Source organism: Phaeobacter gallaeciensis, assembly GCF_001678945.1.
Classification (GTDB): domain Bacteria; phylum Pseudomonadota; class Alphaproteobacteria; order Rhodobacterales; family Rhodobacteraceae; genus Phycobacter; species Phycobacter gallaeciensis_A.
On record NZ_CP015124.1, the window covers coordinates 1,256,710 to 1,279,235 of the forward strand.

18 protein-coding genes are annotated in these 22,526 nt (G+C 59.2%); 8 read left to right on the forward strand and 10 right to left on the reverse strand.

Annotation, left to right across the window (positions count from 1 at the left end; all coding sequences use genetic code 11):
* Positions 1–451: 451 nt before the first annotated feature.
* Together JL2886_RS05985 and JL2886_RS05990 are read left to right on the forward strand one after the other, a co-directional pair.
* On the forward strand, positions 452–1,045 hold the full coding sequence (locus JL2886_RS05985) for a helix-turn-helix transcriptional regulator (protein WP_197492340.1): 594 nt from the start codon (positions 452–454) through the stop codon (positions 1,043–1,045).
* A 233-nt stretch (positions 1,046–1,278) separates the two neighbouring features.
* Positions 1,279–1,542: a hypothetical protein gene (locus JL2886_RS05990; protein WP_065271174.1), complete on the forward strand. Its 264-nt coding sequence runs from the start codon at positions 1,279–1,281 to the stop codon at positions 1,540–1,542.
* Between the two features lie 123 nt (positions 1,543–1,665).
* Here the strand turns inward: JL2886_RS05990 and JL2886_RS05995 are convergent, their stop codons facing one another.
* Genes JL2886_RS05995 through JL2886_RS06005 form a run of 3 tightly spaced genes read right to left on the reverse strand, consistent with a single transcriptional unit; the run spans position 1,666 to position 4,975 of the window.
* A complete protein-coding gene (locus JL2886_RS05995; protein WP_065271175.1) occupies positions 1,666–2,901 on the reverse strand; it encodes an ABC transporter permease in 1,236 nt (411 codons plus the stop codon).
* The gene (locus JL2886_RS06000) at positions 2,898–3,632 is read right to left on the reverse strand and encodes an ABC transporter ATP-binding protein (RefSeq protein WP_237028431.1); all 735 of its coding nucleotides are present in this window, start codon (positions 3,630–3,632) and stop codon (positions 2,898–2,900) included. Before JL2886_RS06000 ends, JL2886_RS05995 begins: the two co-directional genes overlap by 4 nt.
* Positions 3,629–4,975, reverse strand: coding sequence for an efflux RND transporter periplasmic adaptor subunit (locus JL2886_RS06005; RefSeq protein WP_082996018.1), 1,347 nt, complete (start codon positions 4,973–4,975; stop codon positions 3,629–3,631). The genes JL2886_RS06000 and JL2886_RS06005 overlap by 4 nt, the downstream gene beginning before the upstream one ends.
* Positions 4,976–6,050: 1,075 nt before the next feature.
* Between JL2886_RS06005 and JL2886_RS06010 the strand changes: the two genes are divergently transcribed.
* The gene (locus JL2886_RS06010) at positions 6,051–7,199 is read left to right on the forward strand and encodes an efflux RND transporter periplasmic adaptor subunit (protein ID WP_065271177.1); all 1,149 of its coding nucleotides are present in this window, start codon (positions 6,051–6,053) and stop codon (positions 7,197–7,199) included.
* Between the two features lie 12 nt (positions 7,200–7,211).
* Positions 7,212–10,325, forward strand: a complete 3,114-nt coding sequence (locus JL2886_RS06015; RefSeq protein WP_065271178.1) for an efflux RND transporter permease subunit — start codon at positions 7,212–7,214, stop codon at positions 10,323–10,325.
* Between the two features lie 807 nt (positions 10,326–11,132).
* Here the strand turns inward: JL2886_RS06015 and JL2886_RS06020 are convergent.
* The 5 genes from JL2886_RS06020 to JL2886_RS06040 form a co-directional block, all read right to left on the reverse strand.
* Complete coding sequence (locus tag JL2886_RS06020) at positions 11,133–11,771, reverse strand: aspartate/glutamate racemase family protein (RefSeq protein ID WP_065271179.1); 639 nt, start codon at positions 11,769–11,771, stop codon at positions 11,133–11,135.
* Between the two features lie 3 nt (positions 11,772–11,774).
* Positions 11,775–12,611, reverse strand: coding sequence for an ABC transporter permease (locus JL2886_RS06025; protein ID WP_065271180.1), 837 nt, complete (start codon positions 12,609–12,611; stop codon positions 11,775–11,777).
* A 3-nt stretch (positions 12,612–12,614) separates the two neighbouring features.
* Positions 12,615–13,463 (reverse strand): ABC transporter permease, encoded by an 849-nt coding sequence (locus JL2886_RS06030; RefSeq protein WP_065271181.1) that lies wholly within the window; start codon positions 13,461–13,463, stop codon positions 12,615–12,617.
* 71 nt (positions 13,464–13,534) lie between these two features.
* Complete coding sequence (locus JL2886_RS06035; protein ID WP_116560343.1) at positions 13,535–14,800, reverse strand: ABC transporter substrate-binding protein; 1,266 nt, start codon at positions 14,798–14,800, stop codon at positions 13,535–13,537.
* Between the two features lie 57 nt (positions 14,801–14,857).
* Positions 14,858–15,841, reverse strand: a complete 984-nt coding sequence (locus JL2886_RS06040) for an ABC transporter ATP-binding protein (protein WP_065271183.1) — start codon at positions 15,839–15,841, stop codon at positions 14,858–14,860.
* A 237-nt stretch (positions 15,842–16,078) separates the two neighbouring features.
* Here JL2886_RS06040 and JL2886_RS06045 point away from each other — a divergent pair, with 237 nt between their 5' ends.
* The 3 genes from JL2886_RS06045 (at position 16,079) to JL2886_RS06055 (ending at position 18,474) form a co-directional block, all read left to right on the forward strand.
* The gene (locus JL2886_RS06045) at positions 16,079–16,789 is read left to right on the forward strand and encodes a GntR family transcriptional regulator (RefSeq protein ID WP_082996019.1); all 711 of its coding nucleotides are present in this window, start codon (positions 16,079–16,081) and stop codon (positions 16,787–16,789) included.
* A 106-nt stretch (positions 16,790–16,895) separates the two neighbouring features.
* Positions 16,896–17,969 carry an ABC transporter ATP-binding protein gene (locus JL2886_RS06050; RefSeq protein WP_065271184.1) on the forward strand — a complete coding sequence of 358 codons (1,074 nt, stop codon included), beginning with the start codon at positions 16,896–16,898 and terminating at the stop codon, positions 17,967–17,969.
* Entirely contained in the window at positions 17,956–18,474 is a 519-nt protein-coding gene (locus JL2886_RS06055; RefSeq protein ID WP_065271185.1) for an HD domain-containing protein, read from the forward strand. The genes JL2886_RS06050 and JL2886_RS06055 overlap by 14 nt, the downstream gene beginning before the upstream one ends.
* Before the next feature lie 16 nt (positions 18,475–18,490).
* On the opposite strand, the gene JL2886_RS06060 is transcribed toward JL2886_RS06055, so the two are convergent.
* Complete coding sequence (locus tag JL2886_RS06060) at positions 18,491–20,200, reverse strand: ABC transporter permease (protein ID WP_065271186.1); 1,710 nt, start codon at positions 20,198–20,200, stop codon at positions 18,491–18,493.
* A gap of 3 nt (positions 20,201–20,203) precedes the next feature.
* Positions 20,204–21,181 (reverse strand): ABC transporter substrate-binding protein, encoded by a 978-nt coding sequence (locus JL2886_RS06065; protein WP_065271187.1) that lies wholly within the window; start codon positions 21,179–21,181, stop codon positions 20,204–20,206.
* 588 nt (positions 21,182–21,769) lie between these two features.
* Between JL2886_RS06065 and JL2886_RS06070 the strand changes: the two genes are divergently transcribed.
* Entirely contained in the window at positions 21,770–22,318 is a 549-nt protein-coding gene (locus tag JL2886_RS06070; RefSeq protein ID WP_133245370.1) for a YecA family protein, read from the forward strand.
* Positions 22,319–22,526 lie beyond the last annotated feature (208 nt).

Genomic DNA, 22,526 nt, shown 5'->3' on the forward strand with positions numbered 1-22,526 from the left:
CGGCGCGGGCGGCGATGTAGAGTGAGACCACGGATCTGGGAAGGGAGGCGGGTGATCTGGAAGAGGTCGTTGCCCAGCAGGCACCGGAGCTGCGTCTTCTGAAAAAGCGTATGGGTAGCACGTCGAGTAGCAAAGGTCGCAGCCGACATGTCTCTGGCGGCTCCGGCCCCGCCCCTGCTGCCCGGTCCCCTTGGGTCCGCCACTCGTGCCGCCATAGGGAAACTTGGCAGAAGGCTGGGTCAGTTTACACGAATCGCGGCTTGATTTATCGTTAAGATATCACAATACATCTCGGCCCCCTCGTTTCTCGTCCGCCTCCAATCGCAGGCGGTAGCGGATACTTGCTGGCCTGATGCAATCACACTGTGAGCAGTGGGTAAAAACCAGATTGCACGCTCGAGATGAGGCTGGGTCGAGCTGGATGAAACACTCCAGGCTTGGGACATGCGACATGAGTTTTATTTCGTTATCCCAGTGGATTACGCTTTTGGGTGACAAAAGCCACTGTATCATTTTTCTGAATGAAAATGGTGACGCCGTGTCATTTGATGAGGCTTGCGCCGAAGAGCCGCTGTGGCAAGTGATGCTGAATTGGCGGAATATCCATCTCTGTGACCCACACCAGAAAGCGAAACTCTCGCGGCTTGTTCAAGCCTCCCTGGATTTCGGTGAGCAGGGGAGTACCCCTTTGCCGCCCCCGGTCAAGCTGGAAACAGAGACGGGCCGCGTCCTTTACATTGATGCTGTGCCGGTGCCCATTCAGTTGCGCGAACAGCTAAATGGGGCGCATGCGTTGCTCTATATCCGGGAAGTCGCGCACGCCTCTGACTATTTCAAAGAGTTCCTGCAGCAGGAGTATCACCTGACGCCTGCCGAAGCCTCGGTCACAATCCGGCTTGCAGCGGGTGCAAGCCTGAGAGCAGCGTCCAAACAGCTGAATATATCGATTTGGACTGCACGCAGTCATCTACGCTCTATCTTCCAGAAAACCAACACCCACCGACAGGCAGAACTGGTGGCATTGTTAGCCCATGCCGATTACTAACGCGTTCGGATCGCGCGAATAATTTGGCCAAGCAGAGCAGTAAACTCTAGCCTTGAAACCCAGATGTGCCTGCCGGTCAGATACTGCGGCGGCTACCGCGGCCTGCGTCTGACGAGAACGCATACCCCATTCGAGTTAGAAAAATGCCGCGGATACTCACTCGGGTGAGCGATGTTGGTCTCCCGGAATTATGCAAATCTTGCGGCCTGTATTCACAAAACTGGGAGGTTATCATGAAACTTGTCACACTTATTGCGGCCGGGGCACTGGCACTTGGCACCTCAAGCATGGCATTTGCAGATACCGGCGGCCAACCCAATGCAAACGCCTATCCTGACGGAACCAAAACCAATGGCCGTAAAGCTTTGTGCGTTCCGCCAGGATCCGTTTTCCGGACCACAGCCAAAGACCCGGGTCCCAACAACGATCCGTTTGGCAACGGCAAAACTCCAGGCACCGAAGTCGGTGATCAGTGCAATGTGGGCCAACCCAGCTGACATTTACGTTTGAGCCTTTTGAACAAGAGCCCCTTTGGGGGCTCTTGCTGTATCCGGCGGCTGGGTTGCCTTCTGCCGCTCCCGTTGCTCCATGCAGCGCGCCCACCCTGCGTAGTTTAGTACCTACTCGAATTTCAAGGCTGCGACCGGATCCATTTTGGATGCTTTGCGTGCCGGAAAATAACCAAATATCAAACCGACCACTGCTGAAACCGCCACCCCGCCAATGACGGATAGAGGGCTCAAAAAGACCGGCCAGCCAGCCAATTGCCCCACCAATACTGCAGCAGATGCACCGATCGCCAATCCAATCGCCCCACCGAAGACACAGAGCAAGACAGCCTCCATCAGAAATTGCAGCTGCACATGCCCTGGGCTGGCACCTATTGCGATCCTCAAGCCGATTTCGCGGGTGCGCTCTGTCACAGACACCAGCATGATATTCATGATGCCGATCCCCCCCACGATCAGCGATACCGATGCAATGCCCGACAACAGCCAGCCTAACGCTCTCTTGACGGCATTTTCAGCCGCCATCATTGAGGCCGGGTCCGAAACCAGAAAGTCGTTGGCCGCCCCCGAACCAATCCTGTGCCTTTGCCGCAGGAGAGCCGTCATTCTCTTTTCTGCCACCGGAACCGCAGAGGAAGAGACCGCTTTTGCGAGAATGTACTCAACTGAATTCCGGTGAACCGCGTTGGAGCTGCCGATCAGCCTTTGCTTTGCTGTGCGGATAGGTACAAAAACAACCTGATCCTGCGCTCGCCCCCAACCCGAGGTGCCCTTTTCTGACAGCACACCAATCACTTCAAAGGGAACCGACAGTACGCGAATGACCTGCCCTATCGGGTCCGTGTCGCCAAAAAGCTGCTCGGCCGTCAATTGCCCCAGCACCGCAACTTTTCCCGCTCCGGATTGTTCTTGCTGGGAAAAATAGCGCCCCTGTTTCAAGGGCCATTCGCGAATTGCGAAATAGCTGGAGGTGGTACCGTTCACCGTTGTCCAGGTGTTCCGGTTTTTATGAACCGCAAGCACGTTGCCGCGAAGCGCAGGAGCGGTCAAAGCGATCTGTGCAATATTGGCCGCAATGGCCTCCGCGTCCTCCTCTGTCAGCCGCGAGACCGCACCGCGGCCGGCCTGCCCCGCTCCACGGCTGTTTCTGGGCGGTTCGATCATCAGAACATTCGCGCCCAACGTTTTGATCTGCTCCGAAATCTGTCGCTGCGCCCCGGCTGCAAATGCGACCATAGAGACAACCGAAGCCACACCGACAATGACGCCAAGCATGGTCAGGAAACTGCGAAGCAGGTTCGCCTGAAGCGCCCGCAGAGCCACTTTGAAACTTTCCAGCACGATCATCTCAGCACCAGAACCCCTGATGCAGCATCCGCAGCCCAAAGACGGTTTGGCACGGTTTCATCCGAGATGATCTCACCATCTGCCATCCGCAGGATGCGTTGCGCATGCCGGGCGACCCGTTCGTCATGCGTCACAACCACAACAGCGTGACCTGCACGGTTGATTGTCTGGAAAAGGGCGAGGATCTGTCGGCCCTTTTGACTGTCCAAGGCCCCCGTTGGCTCATCAGCCAAGATCAGGCGCGGTTGGTTCACCAGGGCCCGCGCAATGGCAACGCGCTGCTGCTCTCCGCCAGAAAGCTGGTGCGGATAATGGCCCTGCCGTTTGGCCAACCCCACATCCTCCAGCGCCTTCACTGCCCGCCTTCGGCGCTCCCCGGCCCGGATACTGGCGTAGATCATCGGCAGTTCGACATTCTCGACCGCAGAATGACGCGGCAGCAGGTTGTACGACTGAAACACAAACCCAAAGATCCTGTTCCTGATTTCAGCCCTGCGTGCGTCCGTCAGACCGCTGGCCCGGCGCCCCAGAATGTCGAGCGTCCCGGCGTCTTGCCGGTCAAGCAGACCGAGCAGATTCATCAAAGTGGTTTTCCCGGATCCCGACGGCCCCATGATGGCCACGAATTCCCCCGCGGTGACCGAGATGGAACAGTTCTTCAAAGCATCGATAGATGTTCCGCCGCTGCTATAGCTCCGCCCAAGATGCGCTGCTTTGATCAGCGTGGTCACAGCCTCGCTCCGATCCAATTCCCAAACAGCGACCGTTCATGCGGCTGTTCAATTTCGGCACCGATAACTAGATCGCCTTCTTCGATCTCCTCCGAAGCGATAAGCGTATGGCTTGCATCGCTGTCCAACGGCACGACCGCCATCGGCTCAGGCTTGCCGAGTTCATCCAATCGCCAGATCACCGCAGTCGTTTCGGGTGTTCCCGAATAGGTGCTTGGGGTGTAACTCAGTGCGTTGGTCGGAACTTTGAGCCCAGGTTCAGACCTTTTGATCGTTATTTTGACAAATGCTGTCATCCCAGGAAGAAGCAATTCTTCGGGGTTTTCAGTCTCAAGGACCACGGTATAGGTCACAATGTTCTGGATCACCTTGGCGGATTTTCTGATTTCGGTCACAACACCTGAAAACATCCGATCCGGGAAAGCATCGACAGTGAACCCAGCCGCCTGTCCGATGCGGATACGGCCAATATCGGTTTCATCCACGCTGACATAGACCACCATATTCCGGAGAGCCTTGGCGATCGTAAACAGGGTCGGCGCCTCCAGAGCCGCCGCAACGGTCTGCCCTTCCTCGATGCTGCGGTTTATGATCACCCCATCTATCGGCGCGCGTATGGTGGTGCGCTCCAGTTCAACCTCAGCCAGCTTTAACGCGGCCTGCCGCTGTGGAACATTTGCACGCGCACCCGCAAGTTCGGCTTGGTTTCTCGCAAAATCAGCGCGCGCGGTCTCAATCCTCTGCTCGTTGACGGCCATCAGGGCTTCGGCCTCCCGCAGGGCTGCGGATGCAGTCAGCACTGATGTGCGCTCATTGTCGATGTCCGCCTCTGAAACGGTCCCAGAACGGTGCAACCCTTCTTTTCGATCAAGATTGGACTGTGCCAAGAGCCACTCTGCCTTGGCTTTATCCACCCGAGCCTGATGAACACTCCGCTCCAATCCAATCGCGTCGATTTCAACTTTCGACCGCCTCAACGCCGCTTTGCGAACCTCAACTGCGGACAAGGCAATGCTGACAGCAGCTTCAGCCTCGGCGACGCGCGCTTCAAATCCCTGTCGGTCAATCTGCGCCAGCGGCTGGCCGCTCTCTACGCTGTCATTAAAATCTGCAGTGACTTTGGCAATCCGCCCGGACACCTGAGAACTGATATCCACCGTAAAAAGGGCATCCACAGTACCGGTTGAAGACACAGTTTCCTCCAGCCGTCCAAATTCCACAGGGGCGGTCACATATGTGGGCTTTGCAGAAGGAGCGCTGAGATCCGATGCGAGGTACGCGAATGTTGCTCCTGCCACCAGCAAAACGGTAAGGAACCTGAGCATGATGGCCGATGGTGCCATTTTTTCGCAGAAATTTCAATTTTTATTGGAGCGCGGACTGGGCTAAGGCGCGCAGCAAACACACCACGCGATCGTCACCCGCTCCACGAACATACTGCACGATGCACGAATGGCAGCTCCGATGGGCTGCAACGCAGTATTAGGCGGGAAACTAAATGGCCGGTTTGGTTCGGCCATTCCTGCCCTAACTCTCTGCAGGACCCGACGTGGCAAAGTCCGATATCTGCGCTCGGCGATCTCCAGTCCCCCCTTGTCTGGAAAAACACGGCCTAGGCCCCATAAAAAGTCACGATGTCCGGCCGGGGTTCCTTCAATTTGGAAGGCGTTCACGTAACGGCCTCATCCTTCGCTCTGGCCCATCGATGTAAACGGCAGTTACAGGAAGGTGGCAATGAGAAAGGCACCGTTTTCCAATTTAAAATGCACTGCCCCCCCCTCTCAAGTCCATCGCCCAACAACTTCAAGACGTGCGAAGAAACTGAAACCTGACGAATTTTTCGTGAAGTTTCGGCAAGGAATACCACGCATCGATGCGGTCAGAGAGATCGGTGTGACTGAGCAAAGCTATTACCCCAAAGCGCAAAGTGTGACGGAATGGGTACGGCACAACTCAAGGGAGTGTTCACTGCGCCCGGGTTTGTTAGGCGCAAAAACCGGCTTTAAAAAGTTTGACCTGCTGGGCACACAGGGAGGCATGAGCGTGCATAGCCGACGTTGACGTTGATCGTGGAAAATGGCCGCTTCGAGCCCGATCTGGCGAACCGCTCAACGCTCCCTGGTCCGGTGTTTGATCGCTATCCGTGTTCGCTCTTGAAAAGTAATTCTCCACGCTACGTCTGCCTGAAGCAGAGCCGACGAACTCAGCCTGATGAGCTGCATAGTTTGTGCATTTTCAGTATGATACTGAGGTGTGCATTTTGTTGTGCAAAAACAAGCAACATCTCGACACCGGTAGGCTTCGGGACGGCTAGAATTTGCTTGCAGTTGCATGTTTTTTGTAGGCAGTTTTTACGATGATACACACAACGCAATTTGTGGCGACAACCGCCCCAGTTCACTCAGTGCAGGAAACTCCATGAAGCTCATCAAGCAACTTTTTGCGGGAGCGCTCCTTGTGTGCGGGGCTCTGTATCTTTGGGCTGCCTATGTGCCTGCGTCGCGCCCCTTGCTCGAACGCTGGGGCGTGCTGGATTTCATTGAACAGGTTGCGCCCCTTCCCTCGGACGAAGCGTCAGAAACGACTGCGAAACGTGGTCCGCGCGGGCCGGTTCGCGTGGTTGCGGGAGAGGTTTCGCAACAACCGATGAATGACCAGGTGCGCGCGATTGGGGACGGGCGGGCCATCCGGTCCGTTACCGTGCGTGCCGAAGCGACGGGGCGCATCGTGTCGACGGGGTTCGTGGCAGGCGGCTATGTCAACGCGGGGGATGAGCTTTATCACCTTGAAGACGCAGCCGAAAAGATCGCAGTCGAGCGGGCGCGATTGCAGGTGGAGGCTGCAAAAGAGGATGTCGACCGGCTCAAGCAGTTGCAGAAAACCGGCGCGGTAACAGCTGTGCGTTTCCGCGAGGCTGAACTGGAACTGCGCTCGGCCGAACTGGCGTTGGAGCAGGCCCGGTTTGACCTTGCACAGCGAACCATCGTCGCGCCGATCTCGGGATGGGCTGGTCTGTCGGAGATCGAGGTTGGCGACCGCATTTCCGTGCAGGATGTCCTGACGGTGATCACGGACCGCTCGCATATCCTGATCGATTTCCGGGTGCCTGAACGGGCGATCAGCCAATTGTCGCTTGGCATGCCGATGCAGGTCGTTCCCCTGGCGACCCCGGATCAGCAGCTTCTCGGGAAGATCAACGCGATCGACAATATCGTCGACCGGCACAGCCGCACCTTGCGGGTTCAGGGGCAGCTTGAAAACGAGGGCGATACGCTCAGGGCTGGGATGGCGTTCTCGGTCGCGCTTTCGTTTCCCGGCGAAATGGCCTTGGCAGTGGATCCGCTATCGGTGCAATGGTCTTCGGATGGGCCTTTCCTGTGGAAGATCGAAGACAGCAAGGCACAACGGGTCGCTGTGAAGATATTGCAGCGCAACAGTGGCTCTGTCCTGGTCGAAGGCGCGCTGAATGCCGGGGATGCCATCATCGTCGAAGGCGTTCAGAATATCCGGTCGGCGGCTGAGGTTGAAGCTGTCGAGGGCACAGAACCATCTGAGACCAACGGTTAAGGGAGTATCGTCGTGAGTATACTTGGCGAGACTCTGCATGGGCAGCATGGCACGGGCACCATCTTGTTCGTCAAACGGCCGGTACTGGCCTTTGTGCTCAACGCGCTGATCGTGATTGCCGGAGTGGCTGGCTTGTTCGGGGTCGAGATCCGCGAATTGCCGGATGTGGACCGCCCCGTGGTGACGGTGACGACCTATTTCCCGGGCGCGTCATCGGAAACCGTTGATCAGGAGGTCACAAGCCGGATTGAAGGCGCGGTTGGGCGGGTTTCGGGGATCAGGACGATCTCGTCGCAATCTCGCTATGGCCGCAGCCGGGTCACGCTGGAATTTGAGGATAGTGTAGATCTGGATGTTGCCGCGACGGATGCCCGTGATGCGGTTAGCCGGATCGCTAATACCCTGCCAGAGGATGCCGAGACCCCCGGCATCGTAAAGGCCGACGCCAACGCGCAGCCTGTGGTCCGGGTGGCGGTGACCTCGGACAGCCGCTCGCCACAGGAACTGACACAAATCGTGCATGACCGGGTGGAAGACCGGTTGATTTCGATACCGGGCGTTGCCGATTTGCAGATCTATGGGGATCGCGATCCGATATTCCGGGTTGATATCGACCAATGGGAGCTTGCCAGCCGGGGGCTCAGCCTTGCGGATTTGCGCCGTGCGCTTGCGGATGTGGCCTATGATGCTCCGGCGGGCGATCTGAGCGGTACGCGCCAGTCGATCAATGTCCGCACAACGGCTTCTGTTTCGACACCCGAAGCCTTTGAAGCCTTGGAAATCCGCGACAATGTCAAACTGGGGGATGTGGCACGCGTTACCCTTGGCCCCGCGCCGAATGAAACCATCCTGCGCGCCAATGGCCAGACAGGGCTCGGCATCGGGGTGATCCGTCAGGCAACCAGCAATACGCTGGAAATCTCGGCAGCCGTGCATCAGGTGGTTGCAGAGTTGAATGAAACCCTGCCGATAGGCGTGGATATATTCATCACCTCTGATGATGCGGTGTTCATCAATGGCTCGATCGAGGAGGTGCTCAAGACGCTGGGTCTGGCTATCGCAATTGTTGTTGCCGTGATCTTTCTCTTCCTGCGCAGCTTCCGAGCCACCCTCATTCCTGCACTGACACTTCCCGTCGCATTGGTCGGAACGCTGGCCGGGATCTATTTGGTGGGGTTCTCAGTCAACATCCTGACGCTTCTGGCGCTTGTTCTGGCAACGGGCATGGTGGTGGATGATGCCATCGTGGTTCTGGAAAACATCGTGCGGCGGCGCGCCGAGGGGATGGGCGCCCGCGCGGCTGCCGTTCTGGGGGTTCAGGAGGTGTTCTTTGCCGTAATCACCACGACGGCCACCCTCGCGGCTGTTTTCGTGCCCCTGTCGTTCCTTCCCGGACAGGCCGGGGGGCTTTTCCGCGAGTTCGGCTTTACACTGGCGATGTCCGTGACGCTGTCATCCGTTGTGGCGCTGACACTGTGCCCGGTGATGGCCAGCCGCCTGCTGGATGGCGTGCAGCTGAATAACAGCGGGCGCGGACCGATCACCTGGCTGGGCAACCGGCTCGCAGCGCTATACGGAGCCACATTGCGGATGGCCTTGGGCGCTCCGGCCATCGTGGTTCTGGCGTCGCTGCTGTTCGCGGCAACTGCGCTTATGGTTGGCTCTGGTATCAAACAGGAGCTGACCCCGCCTGAAGACAGATCGCTTGTGCTGATGTCCATCACGGCACCTCAGGGGGTGTCGCTCGATTATACCATGGCAAAAATGAACGAGATCGAGCGCTCGCTGTCTCCCCTTCGCGAAACCGGCGAGCTGCGCAATGTCTTCTCGATTACGGGCTATAGCGCCGACAATCGGGGGTTCATGGTTGCCACGCTTGCACCATGGGAGGCGCGCAGCCGCGGTCAGCAGGACATCGTCAACGACATTAACCGGGGGCTGTCTTCGATCATCGGAGTTCGGGTCTTCGTAATCCAGCGCAATTCCTTGGGAATTCGCGGCGCCGGACGCGGCTTGGCGTTTGCGATCACGGGCGACAACTATGACCAGCTGGCGGGCGTGGCCGAGCAACTGGTCCAGCGGATGCAGCAAAATCCCGACTTTGGCAGGGTTCGGCTTGAGTATGAAACGACGCAGCCACAGCTCTTTATCGAAATCGACCGCGCACGGGCATCGGACCTTGGCGTCGAAATCTCCGGGTTGGGGGATGCCTTGCGGGCCGTTCTGGACGGGCGAAGCGTGGGGTCGGTTTTCATCGATGACACCAGCTATGATATCCAGATGCTCTCGACCTCGATGCCGGTTGATGATCCTGGTGATCTGGAAAGCATCTTTGTACGTGCGTCCGATGGCCAGATGGTTCCCCTGTCGTCCTTTGTCCGGCTTGAGGAACGCGCCGTTGCTCCGGAACTCAGCCGCGAAGGAAAAAACCGCTCGGTCGAGATCGCGGCCAGCCTGACGCCGGAGCTTGCGCTGGGCGATGCCTTTGTCCAGGTGCAGGATCTGGCGGCGGATCTGATCACCGAAAACAACAGGGTCGTTCCGCTGGCCGAGGCCGCGACGCTGGATCAGACGAACTCGGGGATTGGCATTATTTTCGGCTTTGCGATCATCGTCGTTCTTTTGGTCCTTGCAGCGCAATTCGAAAGCTTCATTTCCGCCATCGTCGTCATGTCGACCGTGCCATTCGGTCTGGCTTGTGCTGCTTTTGCCCTTGCCCTGACCGGGCTCAGCCTGAATGTTTACAGCCAAATCGGCCTTGTCATGCTGGTCGGTATCATGGCCAAGAACGGCATCTTGATCGTCGAGTTCGCAAACCAGTTGCGGGATCGCGGTGCGGATGTACATCAAGCAATCTATGATGCCTCGACCATACGCCTGCGTCCGGTCATGATGACCATGACGTCAACGGTTCTCGGTGGGATACCGCTAATTTTTTCAACCGGGGCGGGCGCCGAGGCGCGCGAAGCCTTGGGGTGGGTGATCGTCGGTGGTTTGGGGCTCGCAACCCTGTCGACGCTTTTTCTGACCCCGGCGGCCTATTTGCTGCTGGCACGGTTCTCGCCCCCCAAGGCCGAGGAGGAGGCACGGTTGCATCGCGAACTGCGCGAAGCGAATGCCAATTGAAATCAAGGGCTGTGAAGCCAGCGATGGTCCGAGCTGATTGAGAGTGACGCTGGATTTTGTTGATGGGGTGGATGCTCCCTCCTTCTGTGATGCCAACAACAAAGCCGTTCGGAACATGAAACCTCCGTGCTAAATCTTCCGCAGCTTTCCGACCTTAAGAAGTCGAGGCATCAACTCCGCCGACTTCAGTGAATTCCAGCCCAGGCGAGAGCGTCAACCGTTGGCCAGCCCCCGGCGTACCGAGGAATTTAGACGCGACAGAATCTTTCCTGACTTGCTTACCTTTTCGAGAACTTCAGATCGCAATTTCTCGAGGGATGTTGAAACAGGAACCGAAGCAACTGAAACCCACACGATAATGCCGAGCGCTAGGGCGCCCCCCCCACTCGCCAAGATCTCAGTTTGGCAACCACGCCAGCTATTAACAGAAACGAACACAGCCCTGCCAATGCAGATAGCCGCAGCATAGCACCAATCGCTTCCCCAATATGCCATACATACCTGTTTTTAAATACTTTTCCCTCCACCCCACCACATGATGGAGCATATTGGCGCTCATAGGTTACCGTCAGTATTGCGTCCAGTACGCCCCGTGTGAGTTTTTCTGAGAAAAGAACGATGGACACACTGGCCGCAAAAGGCCATCAAACCGACCCCAATGGCTTTCCGTGAGGTGGAGGAAATTGGGGGCCCAGGTCAGATGACAGAATACAGAGCTTAGAGAGAAAGGCGGCAAACCATGTACCGACTGAACTCATCTGCGAAAGCTATATAGATTTTCAAGGCTAGCCGCCCGCACCGCACAGCTCAACCGACCAACGCGCGGCTGAGCTTCGCTGCCGCAGTCACGCCGTCAATAACGGTCAGTCCCGGGAGATCGCCCAGATGGCCGGTAACCGACACCGCGCCGGCGCATCCGATGATCACATTTACGGTGTCGGGCGGAAGCTGATGGGCGGCAGCGGTGAAAGCTGCTGCGGCTTCAGCGGGGCTATCTTCTAGCAGCAGCACCGGAACATTCGCGGCTCGGATCGTGCCGATATGCGAGGCATGCCCCTGCGCGTCGATATTGGCCTCGATCACCGGCACGGCAGCCTGCACCGTGGTGATCACCGCGGTCGGCCCGCCGATCAGCTCAGCCATGACATAGCTGGCCTGCCCAATCCCGAGCACCGGACAGGTGGCAAGCTGCCGGGCTTCGTCCAGTCCCGTATCGTCGAAACAGGCGATCACGATGGCCCGCGCCCCTGCATCCGAGGCCTTGCGGACCAGCTCCAGCAAGGGCGGCACCGCCCGCGCGCCATCTTCAGGCCCCTCGATGGCGGGCGGTCCACCGACCGAGGTCCAGCCTTCGAACCGGATGTCCGGCGCGGTGCGGCGGGCGGCGGCCAGGATGCTGGCGGTCATGGCTTCGGTGCTGTTGGGATTGATCACGATCACCGGCATTGCTCAGACCATCCCCTTGCCCGCATCGGATCCGCGATCCTTTTTGCGCGCCATCAGCCAGACGGTCAGAAAAAAGACCCCGATCACCACCAGCGAAAACCCCGTGGTCAAGGTGCCAAGAGCAAAGATCACTGGCGTGGTCACATTGGTGGTCATGCCAAAGATTTCCAGCGGCAGGGTGTTATAGCTGCCCGCCGTCATCAGGGTGCGGGCAAACTCGTCATAGCTGAGCGTGAAGCCGAACAAGGCCACCCCCAGTAGGGAAGGCGCGATGATCGGCAGGACCACATGCGCAAAGGTCTGCCAGGCAGTGGCGCCGAGATCGCGGGCAGCTTCCTCATAGCTTTTGTCAAAACGGTTGAAGACGGCGAACATGATCAACAGGCCAAAGGGCAGCGTCCAGGTCAGCTGGCTGCCATAGCCAGAACTCGCCCAATGCACCGGCAGCCCCAGCTGGTTGAAGATCAACCCGACCCCAAGGGATACCAGGATCGACGGGATCACCAGCGAAGTGACGGCGAGATAGAACAGCAGCCCGGAGCCCGCAAAGCGCTTACGAAAGGCAAGTCCACCCAGGACCGAGACCACAACGGTGGTCACCATGACCATCAGCCCCAGCGCAAAGGAACGGCGGAAGCTCCCCCAGATATCGCCGACGGCTTGTTCCTGAAACAGATCGCGGAACCAATACAGCGACACGCCGTTCATCGGGAATGTCAGCCCGCCTTGCGGCCCTTGAAAGCTGAGGATGCCAATGGTCAGGATTGGCCCGTAGAGGAAGAGCACGAAGAGACCGAAAAAGGCGGCGAGGATGTAAAAGGACCGGCTGCGCGTTTCCATCGATCAAAGCTCCTTGCGAATATCGACCAGCCGCAAGAGCAGCGCGATCACGATCAGAACGGTGCACAGCAGCACCACTGCCGTCGCCGAGGCCGAGGGGTATTGCAGCAGGCTGATGTCATTCGAGATCAACCGCCCGACGTTGGCGCGTTGCGATCCGGACATGAACCGCACGGTGATGAAGTCTCCCATCACCAGGGTTGAGACAAAGATCGTCCCGATCATGATCCCGGGTTTGCACAGGGGCACGATCACCGTCCACAGGGTCTGCAGACCGCTGGCACCGCAATCGCGGGCGGCCTCCAGCAGGGAGCGGTCGATGCGCATCATCGAATTGAAGATCGGCACCACCATGAACAGGGTGTAAAGGTGCACAAAGGCCAGAACGACGCTGAAATCACTGAACAGCAGCCACTCCAACGGCTCGTCTATGACGCCCCAGCTGATCAGCGCCGAGTTGGCCAGCCCGTTGCGGCCCAGGAAGGGAATCCAGCTGATCATCCGGATGATGTTCGAGGTCCAGAACGGGATCGTGCAGAGCAGGAACAGCCCGATCTGCCATTTCAGGCTGCGCACCTCGAAGGCCAGGAAATAGGCAACGGTAAAGCCGATCACCAGCGTCAGCGCCCAGGTCAGCAGGGCATATTTGAAGGTGTTGAAAAACACCGTGTAGGTGACCGGCGATCCGAACAGGAATTCGTAATTGTCGAACTGGAACGCCGGGTAGATCGAATATTCCGTCGCGCCCCAAAAGCTGACGATCACGATCATGATGATGGGCGCCACCAGAAAACCAAGCAGCACCAACGCCATCGGCGCGGCCTGGATCCATGCGATGATCTGTCTGCTCATATCCGGGGTCCGGTCCTTGATGAAATGCAGGAAGTGGTTGCGGGGGCAGAGGTGCCCCCGCAGGTGTTGCGTCAGGCCGCGATGAATTCGTTCCACTTGCGGACCATGTACTGGTTTTCCTCCATGACGGAGTTCCAGCAGGCCACTGCGCCCATGCGGTCATAAAAGGAGCCGCCGTCGCGCACTTCGCCCGCTCCGGCCAGCTTGTCTCCGAAGGGCGAGGTAATGATGTCGGTGCTTTCCTTGCCTTCGAACCAGTACCCCCACTCGTTTTCGGACATGAAGTTCTTGGAGGTCTCCGGCACCGCCGAATAATAGCCCTGACGCATCAGGAAGCCGCCGACCCAGCCGCTGAGATACCAGTTGATGTATTCATAGGCCGCATCCAGCTCCATGCCGGACAGGGAGGCCGACAGGCCGATGCCACCACCCCAGCTGCGATAGCCTTCTTTCAGGGGCTGATAGACGCAGTCGATCCCGCGCGAACGAACCGCGGTGATGGCCGGCGACCACATCGACTGGATCACCACCTCACCAGAGGCCATCAGGTTGACGCTTTCGTCGAAAGTTTTCCAGAAGGCGCGGAACTGGCCGTTCTTCTTTGCTTCGGTGAAGATCGCGATGGTCTTGTCGATCTCTTCGCGGGTCATATTGCCCTTGTCACCATAGCTGATCTCGCCCATCGCCTCGCAGACCATGGCCATGTCCATGATGCCGATCGAGGAAATGTCGAGGATCGACGCCTTGCCCTTGAACTCGGGGTTCAGCAGCTCGGACCAGCTTTCGATCGGGCGACCGATCAGGTCAGGGCGAATGCCCAGCGTGTCAGCATTGTAGATCGTCGGGATCAGCGTCATCCAGCCGGATTCGCTATCGACGAAATCGGTACCGCCCGGACCATCAACGAAACCGACGGTATGCGGCGCGGTGCCTTGCGCAATCTCGCTGTCGGGGGTCAGTTTGCCGTTGCGGAAAATGCCGACGATCTTGTCGTAATTGGTAATCTTGGAGGCATCCATGGCCTGAAGGTTGCCGGTCGGCCAGACCTTCTTGCAGACGAAATACTCGATATCGGCAATATCGAAACTGTCCGGCTGGGTGGCAGCGCGCTGGGTGACGCTGTCGGTATCCAGCGCGGTCATTTCCAGCGTGATACCGAGGTCCTCTTTGACCTTGGTCGCCACTTCATTGAGGTTGGACACGCCGGTGCCGAACTGGCGCAGGGTGATGTTCTTACTCTCCTGCCCCCAGACCATCGGCGCCGGAAGCGCAGAGGCCGCGAGCGCCGCGCCACCCGTTTTCAGCAGTGCCCGGCGGCTATAGCGAATTTTCGAAATTGTCGTCATGGTCGTTCCCTCTCTGTTATGCGTTTTGCGTTATTTGCGTTGTGGTGTTCAGGCGGAGAGCGGGTGCGCGACCCGGTCCTCCCAGTCGAGGCCGATGACCTCTCCCAGATCCTTCGGGGTTTGCAGGAAATCCGTGTCCAGCATCAGCGCCGTGACATCCTGACCGCCCGCGACCTCGGCCGTCAGCGCGACATGGGTTCCTTGGTATTCGATCCCGATGACCCGCCCGTCGATGCGCCCTGCCTGGGCGGCGGTAACCGTCATTTCATCCGTGCGCAGCGCAATATTGCCCTGCGGCAGATTCAACACGTTGTGCCCGCCCATGAAGCGCGCCACGAAAGCGGTCTTGGGGCGGTTGAAGACATCGCGCGCCGGGCCTGCCTGTTCGATGCGGGCATCGTTCATGACGATGATCTCATCGGCCAGCGCCAGCGCCTCGTCCTGACCGTGGGTGACATGGATGAAGCTGATGCCCAGTTCGCGCTGCAGCCGTTTCAGCTCGGCCCGCATGCGGATGCGCAGGAACGGATCCAGCGCCGAGAGCGGCTCATCCAGCAGCAACACCTGTGGACGGGTGATCAGGGCACGGGCCAGCGCGACACGTTGCTGTTGCCCGCCCGATAGCTGGTCCGGCTTGCGGTCTGTCAGCGCCGTCATCTCGACGAGCTCCAGCATCTCATCGGCGCGCTTGTCCCGGGTGGGTTTCTCAATGCCTGCCATGCGCAGGCTGAAAGAGACGTTGTCGCGCACGCTGAGATGGGGAAACAAGGCGTAGTTCTGGAACATCATCGCCGTGCCCCGCCGCGCCGGAGGCAGATGCGAAACATCCCGCCCCGCCAGCACAATCGAGCCATCGCTGACCGTTTCATGCCCCGCGATCATGCGCAGGGTCGAGGATTTCCCACAACCCGAAGGCCCCAAAAGGCAGGCATAGACCCCTGCCTTGAAACGATGCGCGATGGCATCGACCGCAACGGTTCCGCCGTAGCGTTTGGTCAGCGCAACAAGTTCAAGATCAGCGTGTCTGGTCATCTGCGTCCCCAGCGTTCAGTTGCAGCCAGAAAGGCCGAAGCCGGACGCATTGCGCAAAGCCTACCGGTCACGGAAAGGGCCGATTATCGCAATTGCCTGCAATCTGACCGCAGTTGTGCGGGCTTTGGTCAAATATTGCGCACAATATTGTATACAATTAATTCATATGCCGTATTCGATATGACTTCATCTTGTCATGGAATCCGCCAGCCCTCATGTCTGTGGCAGGAGCACCCCATGACGCGATTCGTAGACAAACCCGATTTTATCCAACCCGCTGTGAACGGCCCCTCGGCCCATCTCGTGGCCTCTCTCAGCCAGGCGATCCATGAGCATCGCCTTCTGCCTGGCACCAAACTGGGCGAGGATGAGCTGAGTGAGATCTACAATGTCTCGCGCACCGTGGTGCGCAGCGCGCTTCAGGCGCTGTCGCATGTGGAACTGGTCGAATTGAAACGCAACCGCGGCGCCTTTGTCTCGCAGCCAACCGTGCGCGAGGCGCGTGAAGTCTTCGAGGCGCGCGCCCTTCTGGAACCGCGCACCGCCCATTCGGCTGCAGAGCGCATGACGCCCGAGGACGTAGCCCGGCTGGAGGCGCATATCGCCGCCGAACACGAGGCCCTGGCCCAGGGCGAGGTCGGCAAGGCCCTGCGCCTGTCGGGGCATTTCCACATCGAGATTTCGCGCATTGCGGATCAATCCACCATCGCGGGCTTTATCGAGCGGCTGGTGGCCCGATCTTCACTGATCATCGCGCTGTACTGGAAGCGGCAAAGCGCCCTGTGTGAAAAACACGCCCATCACGCGCTGGTCGATGCCTTCCGGCGGGGGTACGGTCAGGACGCCGAAGAGCTGATGAAAAGCCATCTGCTCGATATCGTTTCGGGGCTCGACCTCAGCGAGACGCCCAAGCCGACCGGAAGCCTGAAAGAGATCCTGAAGGGCTGAGCCCCCACCCCGCATCCAGTATGGGAACGCGCCCTGTCATAAAACGGTTACCCCAGCCGACCATGTAGCCCGGACAGGTGAACTCTTGATTCCCGAAAGGCGACGGATGGCAGGCGGAATACAGGTCAATTCGATTGGCAAGGCCTACGCGGGCAAACCTGCCGTCGATGGCGTTTCCTTCGACATTGCCCAGCATGAATTCTTTGTCATCGTCGGGCAGTCCGGTTGCGGCAAAAGCACGCTTTTGCGGCTGATCGCCGGACTGGAAACCCCAGATCGGGGCGAAATCCGGCTGCACGGGGATCTGGTTGCCGGGGACGGGACCATGGTGCCACCGGAACAGCGCGGCACCGGTTTCGTGTTTCAGTCCTACGCGCTCTGGCCGCATATGACGGTGCGGGGCAATGTTGCCTTTCCGCTGGAAGCCGCAGGCATGTCCCGCAAACAAGCCGCCCGGTTGGCCGAGCCACATCTGGAAACGGTTTCCATGCAGGCGCTGGCAGATCGCAAGCCCGAAGCCCTGTCCGGCGGTCAACGGCAGCGGGTGGCGCTGGCGCGCTGCCTTGCCGGAGGCGCCAACACCGTTCTGATGGACGAACCGCTTGCCAATCTGGACCCGCACCTGCGCGGCACCATGGAGAAGGAACTGCTGCGGTTCCACCGCTCTTCGGGGGCCACCACCATCTACATCACCCATGATCAGCGCGAGGCCATGGCGCTGGCCGACCGGATGGCGGTGATGCAGGACGGGCGCTTCCTGCAGATCGGCACCCCGCAAGAGATCTACGACCGCCCGGCCTGCCCCGAGGTCGCGCGTTTCATCGGTCAGGGCGCGGTGGTGCCCGTCACCTATCAGAATGGCAGCGCCGAACTGGCCGGGTATCGCTTCCCTGCCTCCGCCCTGCCCGGCCATCCGAATGGCCCGGCGCAGGCCTTGTTGCGGCCCGAAGGGATCAAAATCCTGCCGGATGCAGGCAAGGACGGCTTGCAGGGCACGGTCCGCAGTATCCTTTACCGCGGCGGCATATGGGACGCAGAGGTTGAAATCGCCGGGGGCGCGCTGTTGTCGCTTACACATGGTACGGCGCTGCACATCGGCCAGCCCCTGTCGCTCGCCGTCGATCAAGCCTGGGTGCTGCCGCAAATGCAAACCCGTGGAGAGCTAGATGAGACGGCCTGAAGACTGGTTCGCGCCGGACAATGACCGGCTGGCCCATATCCAGCAGGTGATCAGGACAGCCCAGGCGATTGAGGCGCGGCGTTCCTTCGCCGGTCGCCTGATCGCCGCGGCCACCTATCACGACATCGGCTACGCACCCTCTCTGGCCACAACCGGGTTCCACCCCGTCGACGGCGCCGAAACTGCCCGCAAGGATGGGTTTCATGGCGCAATCGTCGACGCGGTGCTGCATCATTCCGGCGCGCGCGGGCTGGCCAGCCGCAGCAGACCCGATCTGATGCATATGTACGGCTCGGACTGCCGAATGACTGAAACCGCGCTCAGCCGCGCGCTGACCTTTTGCGACAACCGCTCCGGCCCCAGGGGCGAAAGCCTCAGCCTCGCCGCGCGGATTGCCGACATTCGGGTCCGCCACGCGGGCAACGCGGCCATTCTGGACACCACAGAAGCCTACCTTCCGGTTTTCGTAGCCATCGACGCCGAATTCGCCCCGCTGCTGGACTGATCGCCGGGGGGGGCGGTCAGATCCGCCAGGGCACCACGCCACGCGGAGCGTTCTTGCCGAGCCGGTCCAGCGCCACCATCAGCGCGACCGTCGCCACAATCGTGACGCTTGCCATGGCCGCCGCCAGGGTGGTGTAGCCGCCATCCTCGTAATTGTAGATCGCGGTGCCAATGGTTTCATTGCCCGAGGACCACAGCAAAGCCGAGACTGTCACTTCGTTATAGGCCGTCAGGAACACCAGGATCGCGCCTGAGGCCGCTGCCGGTGCGATAAGCGGCACAAAGATGCGGCGCATCCGGAACATATAGCCGCCCCCAGCGATGCGGGCGGCCTCTTCCAGCGCCGGATCAAGCTGCACGAAGGCGGCACTGACCGGCTTCAACCCGACGGAAAAGAACGCGCAAAGATACGCAAGAAAGATGATCCCGAGGGTGTTGTAGAGCGCGATGTTCAGAACCGGCAGCGGCTTCAGGAAGGCAAGGATGAAAGCGATCGAGATCACCAGCCCCGGAATGGCATAGGTCATCTCGGCCAGGGTAGCGATGCCCATCCCGGTACGCCGCGTGGCGCCCCTGCGCGAAGCCATGAACCGCGCCACGAAAATGCAGCCCACGGAAATCACAACGGCGGCGACACCTGCGCTGAGGGAGGAGTTCAGAAACGCCCGCGCCGTGACAGCCTGCCGGAACAGAACCTCGGTGAAATTGTCCAGCGTGATGGTCTCTGCATTCAGCGGCAGCCCGTAGGTGCGCACCAGAGCGGTCGCCAGCAGCGCCGAAACCGGCAGCACCAGCGTCGCAAAGACCAGCCCCGCCAGCGCGCCTTCGGTCCAGATCCGCAACCGGCGGAGCCGGATCTGCAGTGGCGGTTGCGGCGGCCCGATCAGCGTGTTGCGGGTACGGCGCAGCAAGAGCGTCTGAACGAGAATGACCGTCACCGCCAGCACCGCCAGCAAGGAGGCGATCACCGCAACATCGGTCAGGACCGAAGGTCCGAAGCTTGCAAGCCTCTGCCAGATCAGCACTGGCAGTGTGATGTAGCGGGCCGGAATGCCCAGCAGCGCCTGAATGCCGAAATTCCCCAACGCCGAGACAAAGGCCAGCGCATAGGCTGCGATCAGCGTCGGTGCCAGCAAGGGCAGAATGATCCGCCGCAACAGCCCCATACTGCGGGCCCCGGCGATCCGTGCGGCGTCACTCATCTCCCGCGGCAGGCTGCGCAGGGCGGCCAGCACTACCAAAAAAACCAGTGGCGTATGCTGCACGCCCAGAAGGAAGACGAGGCCCCCCTTGGAATAAAGCGGATGGGTCGCCCCCAGTTCGGGCGCCATGCCCAAACTGCGAAGGATCGGCGAGGACGGCCCCATCGCTTGTATCCAGGCAATCGCGGTCACATGCGGCGGCACCATCATCGGGATCAGCAGCAGGAAGGTGAACACCCCCTTCCAGCGGATATCGGTCAGCCCCATGACCAGCGCGATCCCCGTCCCAGCGATCAATGACAGGATAGACGACAAAAAGGCGCTTTCCAGAGAATGGAAGAAGGCGCGCAAGACCGAGCGGGACCCAAGGGCCTCCAGCAGCGGCGCAAGGCTGAGCATGCCGTCCTGCGTTATCCCGACACGCGCCAATAGGCTGAGGGGATAGACCAGAACCAACAAGGCAAAAAGCACCGCAGCGGCAAGGGCCAGCCCCTCTCCGCTGCGGAAATAATTCAATCGGGACAAGGGTTAGCCGCCGAAAATCTCGGTGAACTTCATCTTGCTCTCGGTGTCTTCAGCCAGTGCCTTGGCCGGGTCAAATTCGAGCAGCTTGATATCGGGCAGCGCCGGGAAACCTTCCGGCGGGGTAATGCCGGGATGCGCGGGCAGATACCCCATGTCCGATGCCATCTGCTGGCCTTCCTCGGAGATCAGGAAGTCGACAAAGGCCTTGGCCGCGTCGGGGTTCTTGGCAGTCGACAGGATCGCGGCCGGTTCGGTCACGGCCGACACGCCCTCCTCGGGGAAGACGAACTCAACCGGGGCACCGGCCAGCTTGTTGCGGATCGGCAGGAAATCGACAACAAAGCCATAAAGCTTCTCACCACCGGCGATGGCCTTGTAGGTGCCGCCATTGCCGCCCTTGGGATTGGCACCCTGTGCCGCGAGGCCTTCGTAAAAGTCCCAGCCAAGATCGGGGTTGCTGGTGATCGCGGCCATGTGAATGGTCGCCGCGCCGCTGGTCAGCGGCGAAGGCATCGCCAGCTTGTCCTTGGCTTCGGGTTTCAGAAGATCTGCATAAGAAGTCGGCACCATCTCGGCGCCGGTGTTGTAGACGATCCCGGTGGTGATCAGCTTGGTGGAGAAATAGTGCCCCTCGGGATCCATCAACGCCGGATCATAAGCGGATGTGTCCGCTTCGGGGTAGGCCATCAGGCGTCCTTCGGCCTCCAGCCCCTCCATGGTGACCATATCTGCGATCAGCAGCACATCGGGCTGCGGCGCGCCGGCCGCGAACTCTGCCCGCAGCTTGGCCATAATCTTGGTGGTTCCATCGCGGATCCAGTCGACCTCGATGTCGGGGTATTTGGCTTGAAATGCATCGACGGTCTGCTGGGCATCGGCGTTGGGCTGCGAGGTGTAGACAACCAGCTTGCCCGACACATCGGCGGCAAACGCAGACGTGGACAGCAAGGCGGCGGCGAGCGCGGAAAGAGCGAAACGCATGTGAGTCTCCGTAGAGTGGTTACGATTGCTCACCGGGCTAGCAGTGCCGTGTAACAACATTCCGACGGAAGGCCTGAAAAGCCGACAGCGCGCTTATTTCCGCAAACCCAAAGGCCCTGCCAATCAGATGGCCTGCATTGCTGCCAGCCCCATGCATGCGCACAGATGCCAACCAACGCCCGCGCCCGTCTCATTTGGTGAACAGCCCGCTTGGTTGATTTGCACGCAGGAAACGACCCGCTGCGATTACACTCCTCGACATGGGAACGCTCAGATCAATCAACTTAGGGGAGATAGTTGGTGCGGTCGAGAAGACTCGAACTTCCACTCCGGTTAAGGAACAGCGACCTCAACGCTCTCGATCAAAACTATCGTTTTCCAGCAAAAGCAAATACTTACGCAAACCCTCTTCAGGCTGCCAGAAATACCAGCGCCTCCTCAAACGTCAAGAACCAACGTCAAAATCGGATGTTTGGCTCGAATGTGTGACACAATGTGTGACAAGTTTCAGGGTTATTGATCCCATGTTCACGCTTGAGATTGGCGACTACAAATGTCCATGACGCCCAGCGCAAGAAGGTGCAACAGATGTCCGATGACTTCGACTTAGCCCCACTGGATCAGTTCCTAATGTCAGATGACAGCCCTGAGGACTGCATGATGCTGTCGGATCTTGATGGCTTTCTGCACGGTGTAGTTTGCAGCCCAGCGCCTATTCCTCGTGAAGAGTGGCTACGCAAGGCGCTTGGAGACGCCCCAGACAATCTTCCCAAGTGGGTAGTCGAGACCGTAGAACACTTGCACGGAAGCATAGCCAAAGACCTTGCCTCGCCCTCCCCAGAACCAAGCCCGATCTTCTGGGAAGGACCTGAGGGCCAAGTCATAGGGATGGACTGGTGCGAAGGATTTATGGATGCCGTAGCCCTCAGACCGAAGGCTTGGCTGAAGCTGACCGAAAGTCGTGAGCATGTTCACCTTATGACGCCGATCATGGCCCACCTATTCGATGATAGTGGACAGTCGCTCTTGGGCATCCCGGAGGAGCAGCTACCCCAAGCCCTAGATGAAGCCTCCAAGGCCATTCCTACGACTGTAGTCGAGGTTTATCAGTTCTGTCGGGCAATAGACCGCAGCTGAGAGGTTCCAGAGCACAGTATTAGGCAAAATAGGAACGTGAGTCAGAAAGGGCCATTACAGCCCTATCCTCAGGATCCATTATCCATATTGGGCAACTACAGGGTGAAGAAATATTTTGATTCAACTCATACCCAAAGGCAGATCATAAGTCTAACGCCTCAGGGGGAATAGATTCGTTCACAAGAATCTTTCAACTACACAATATACA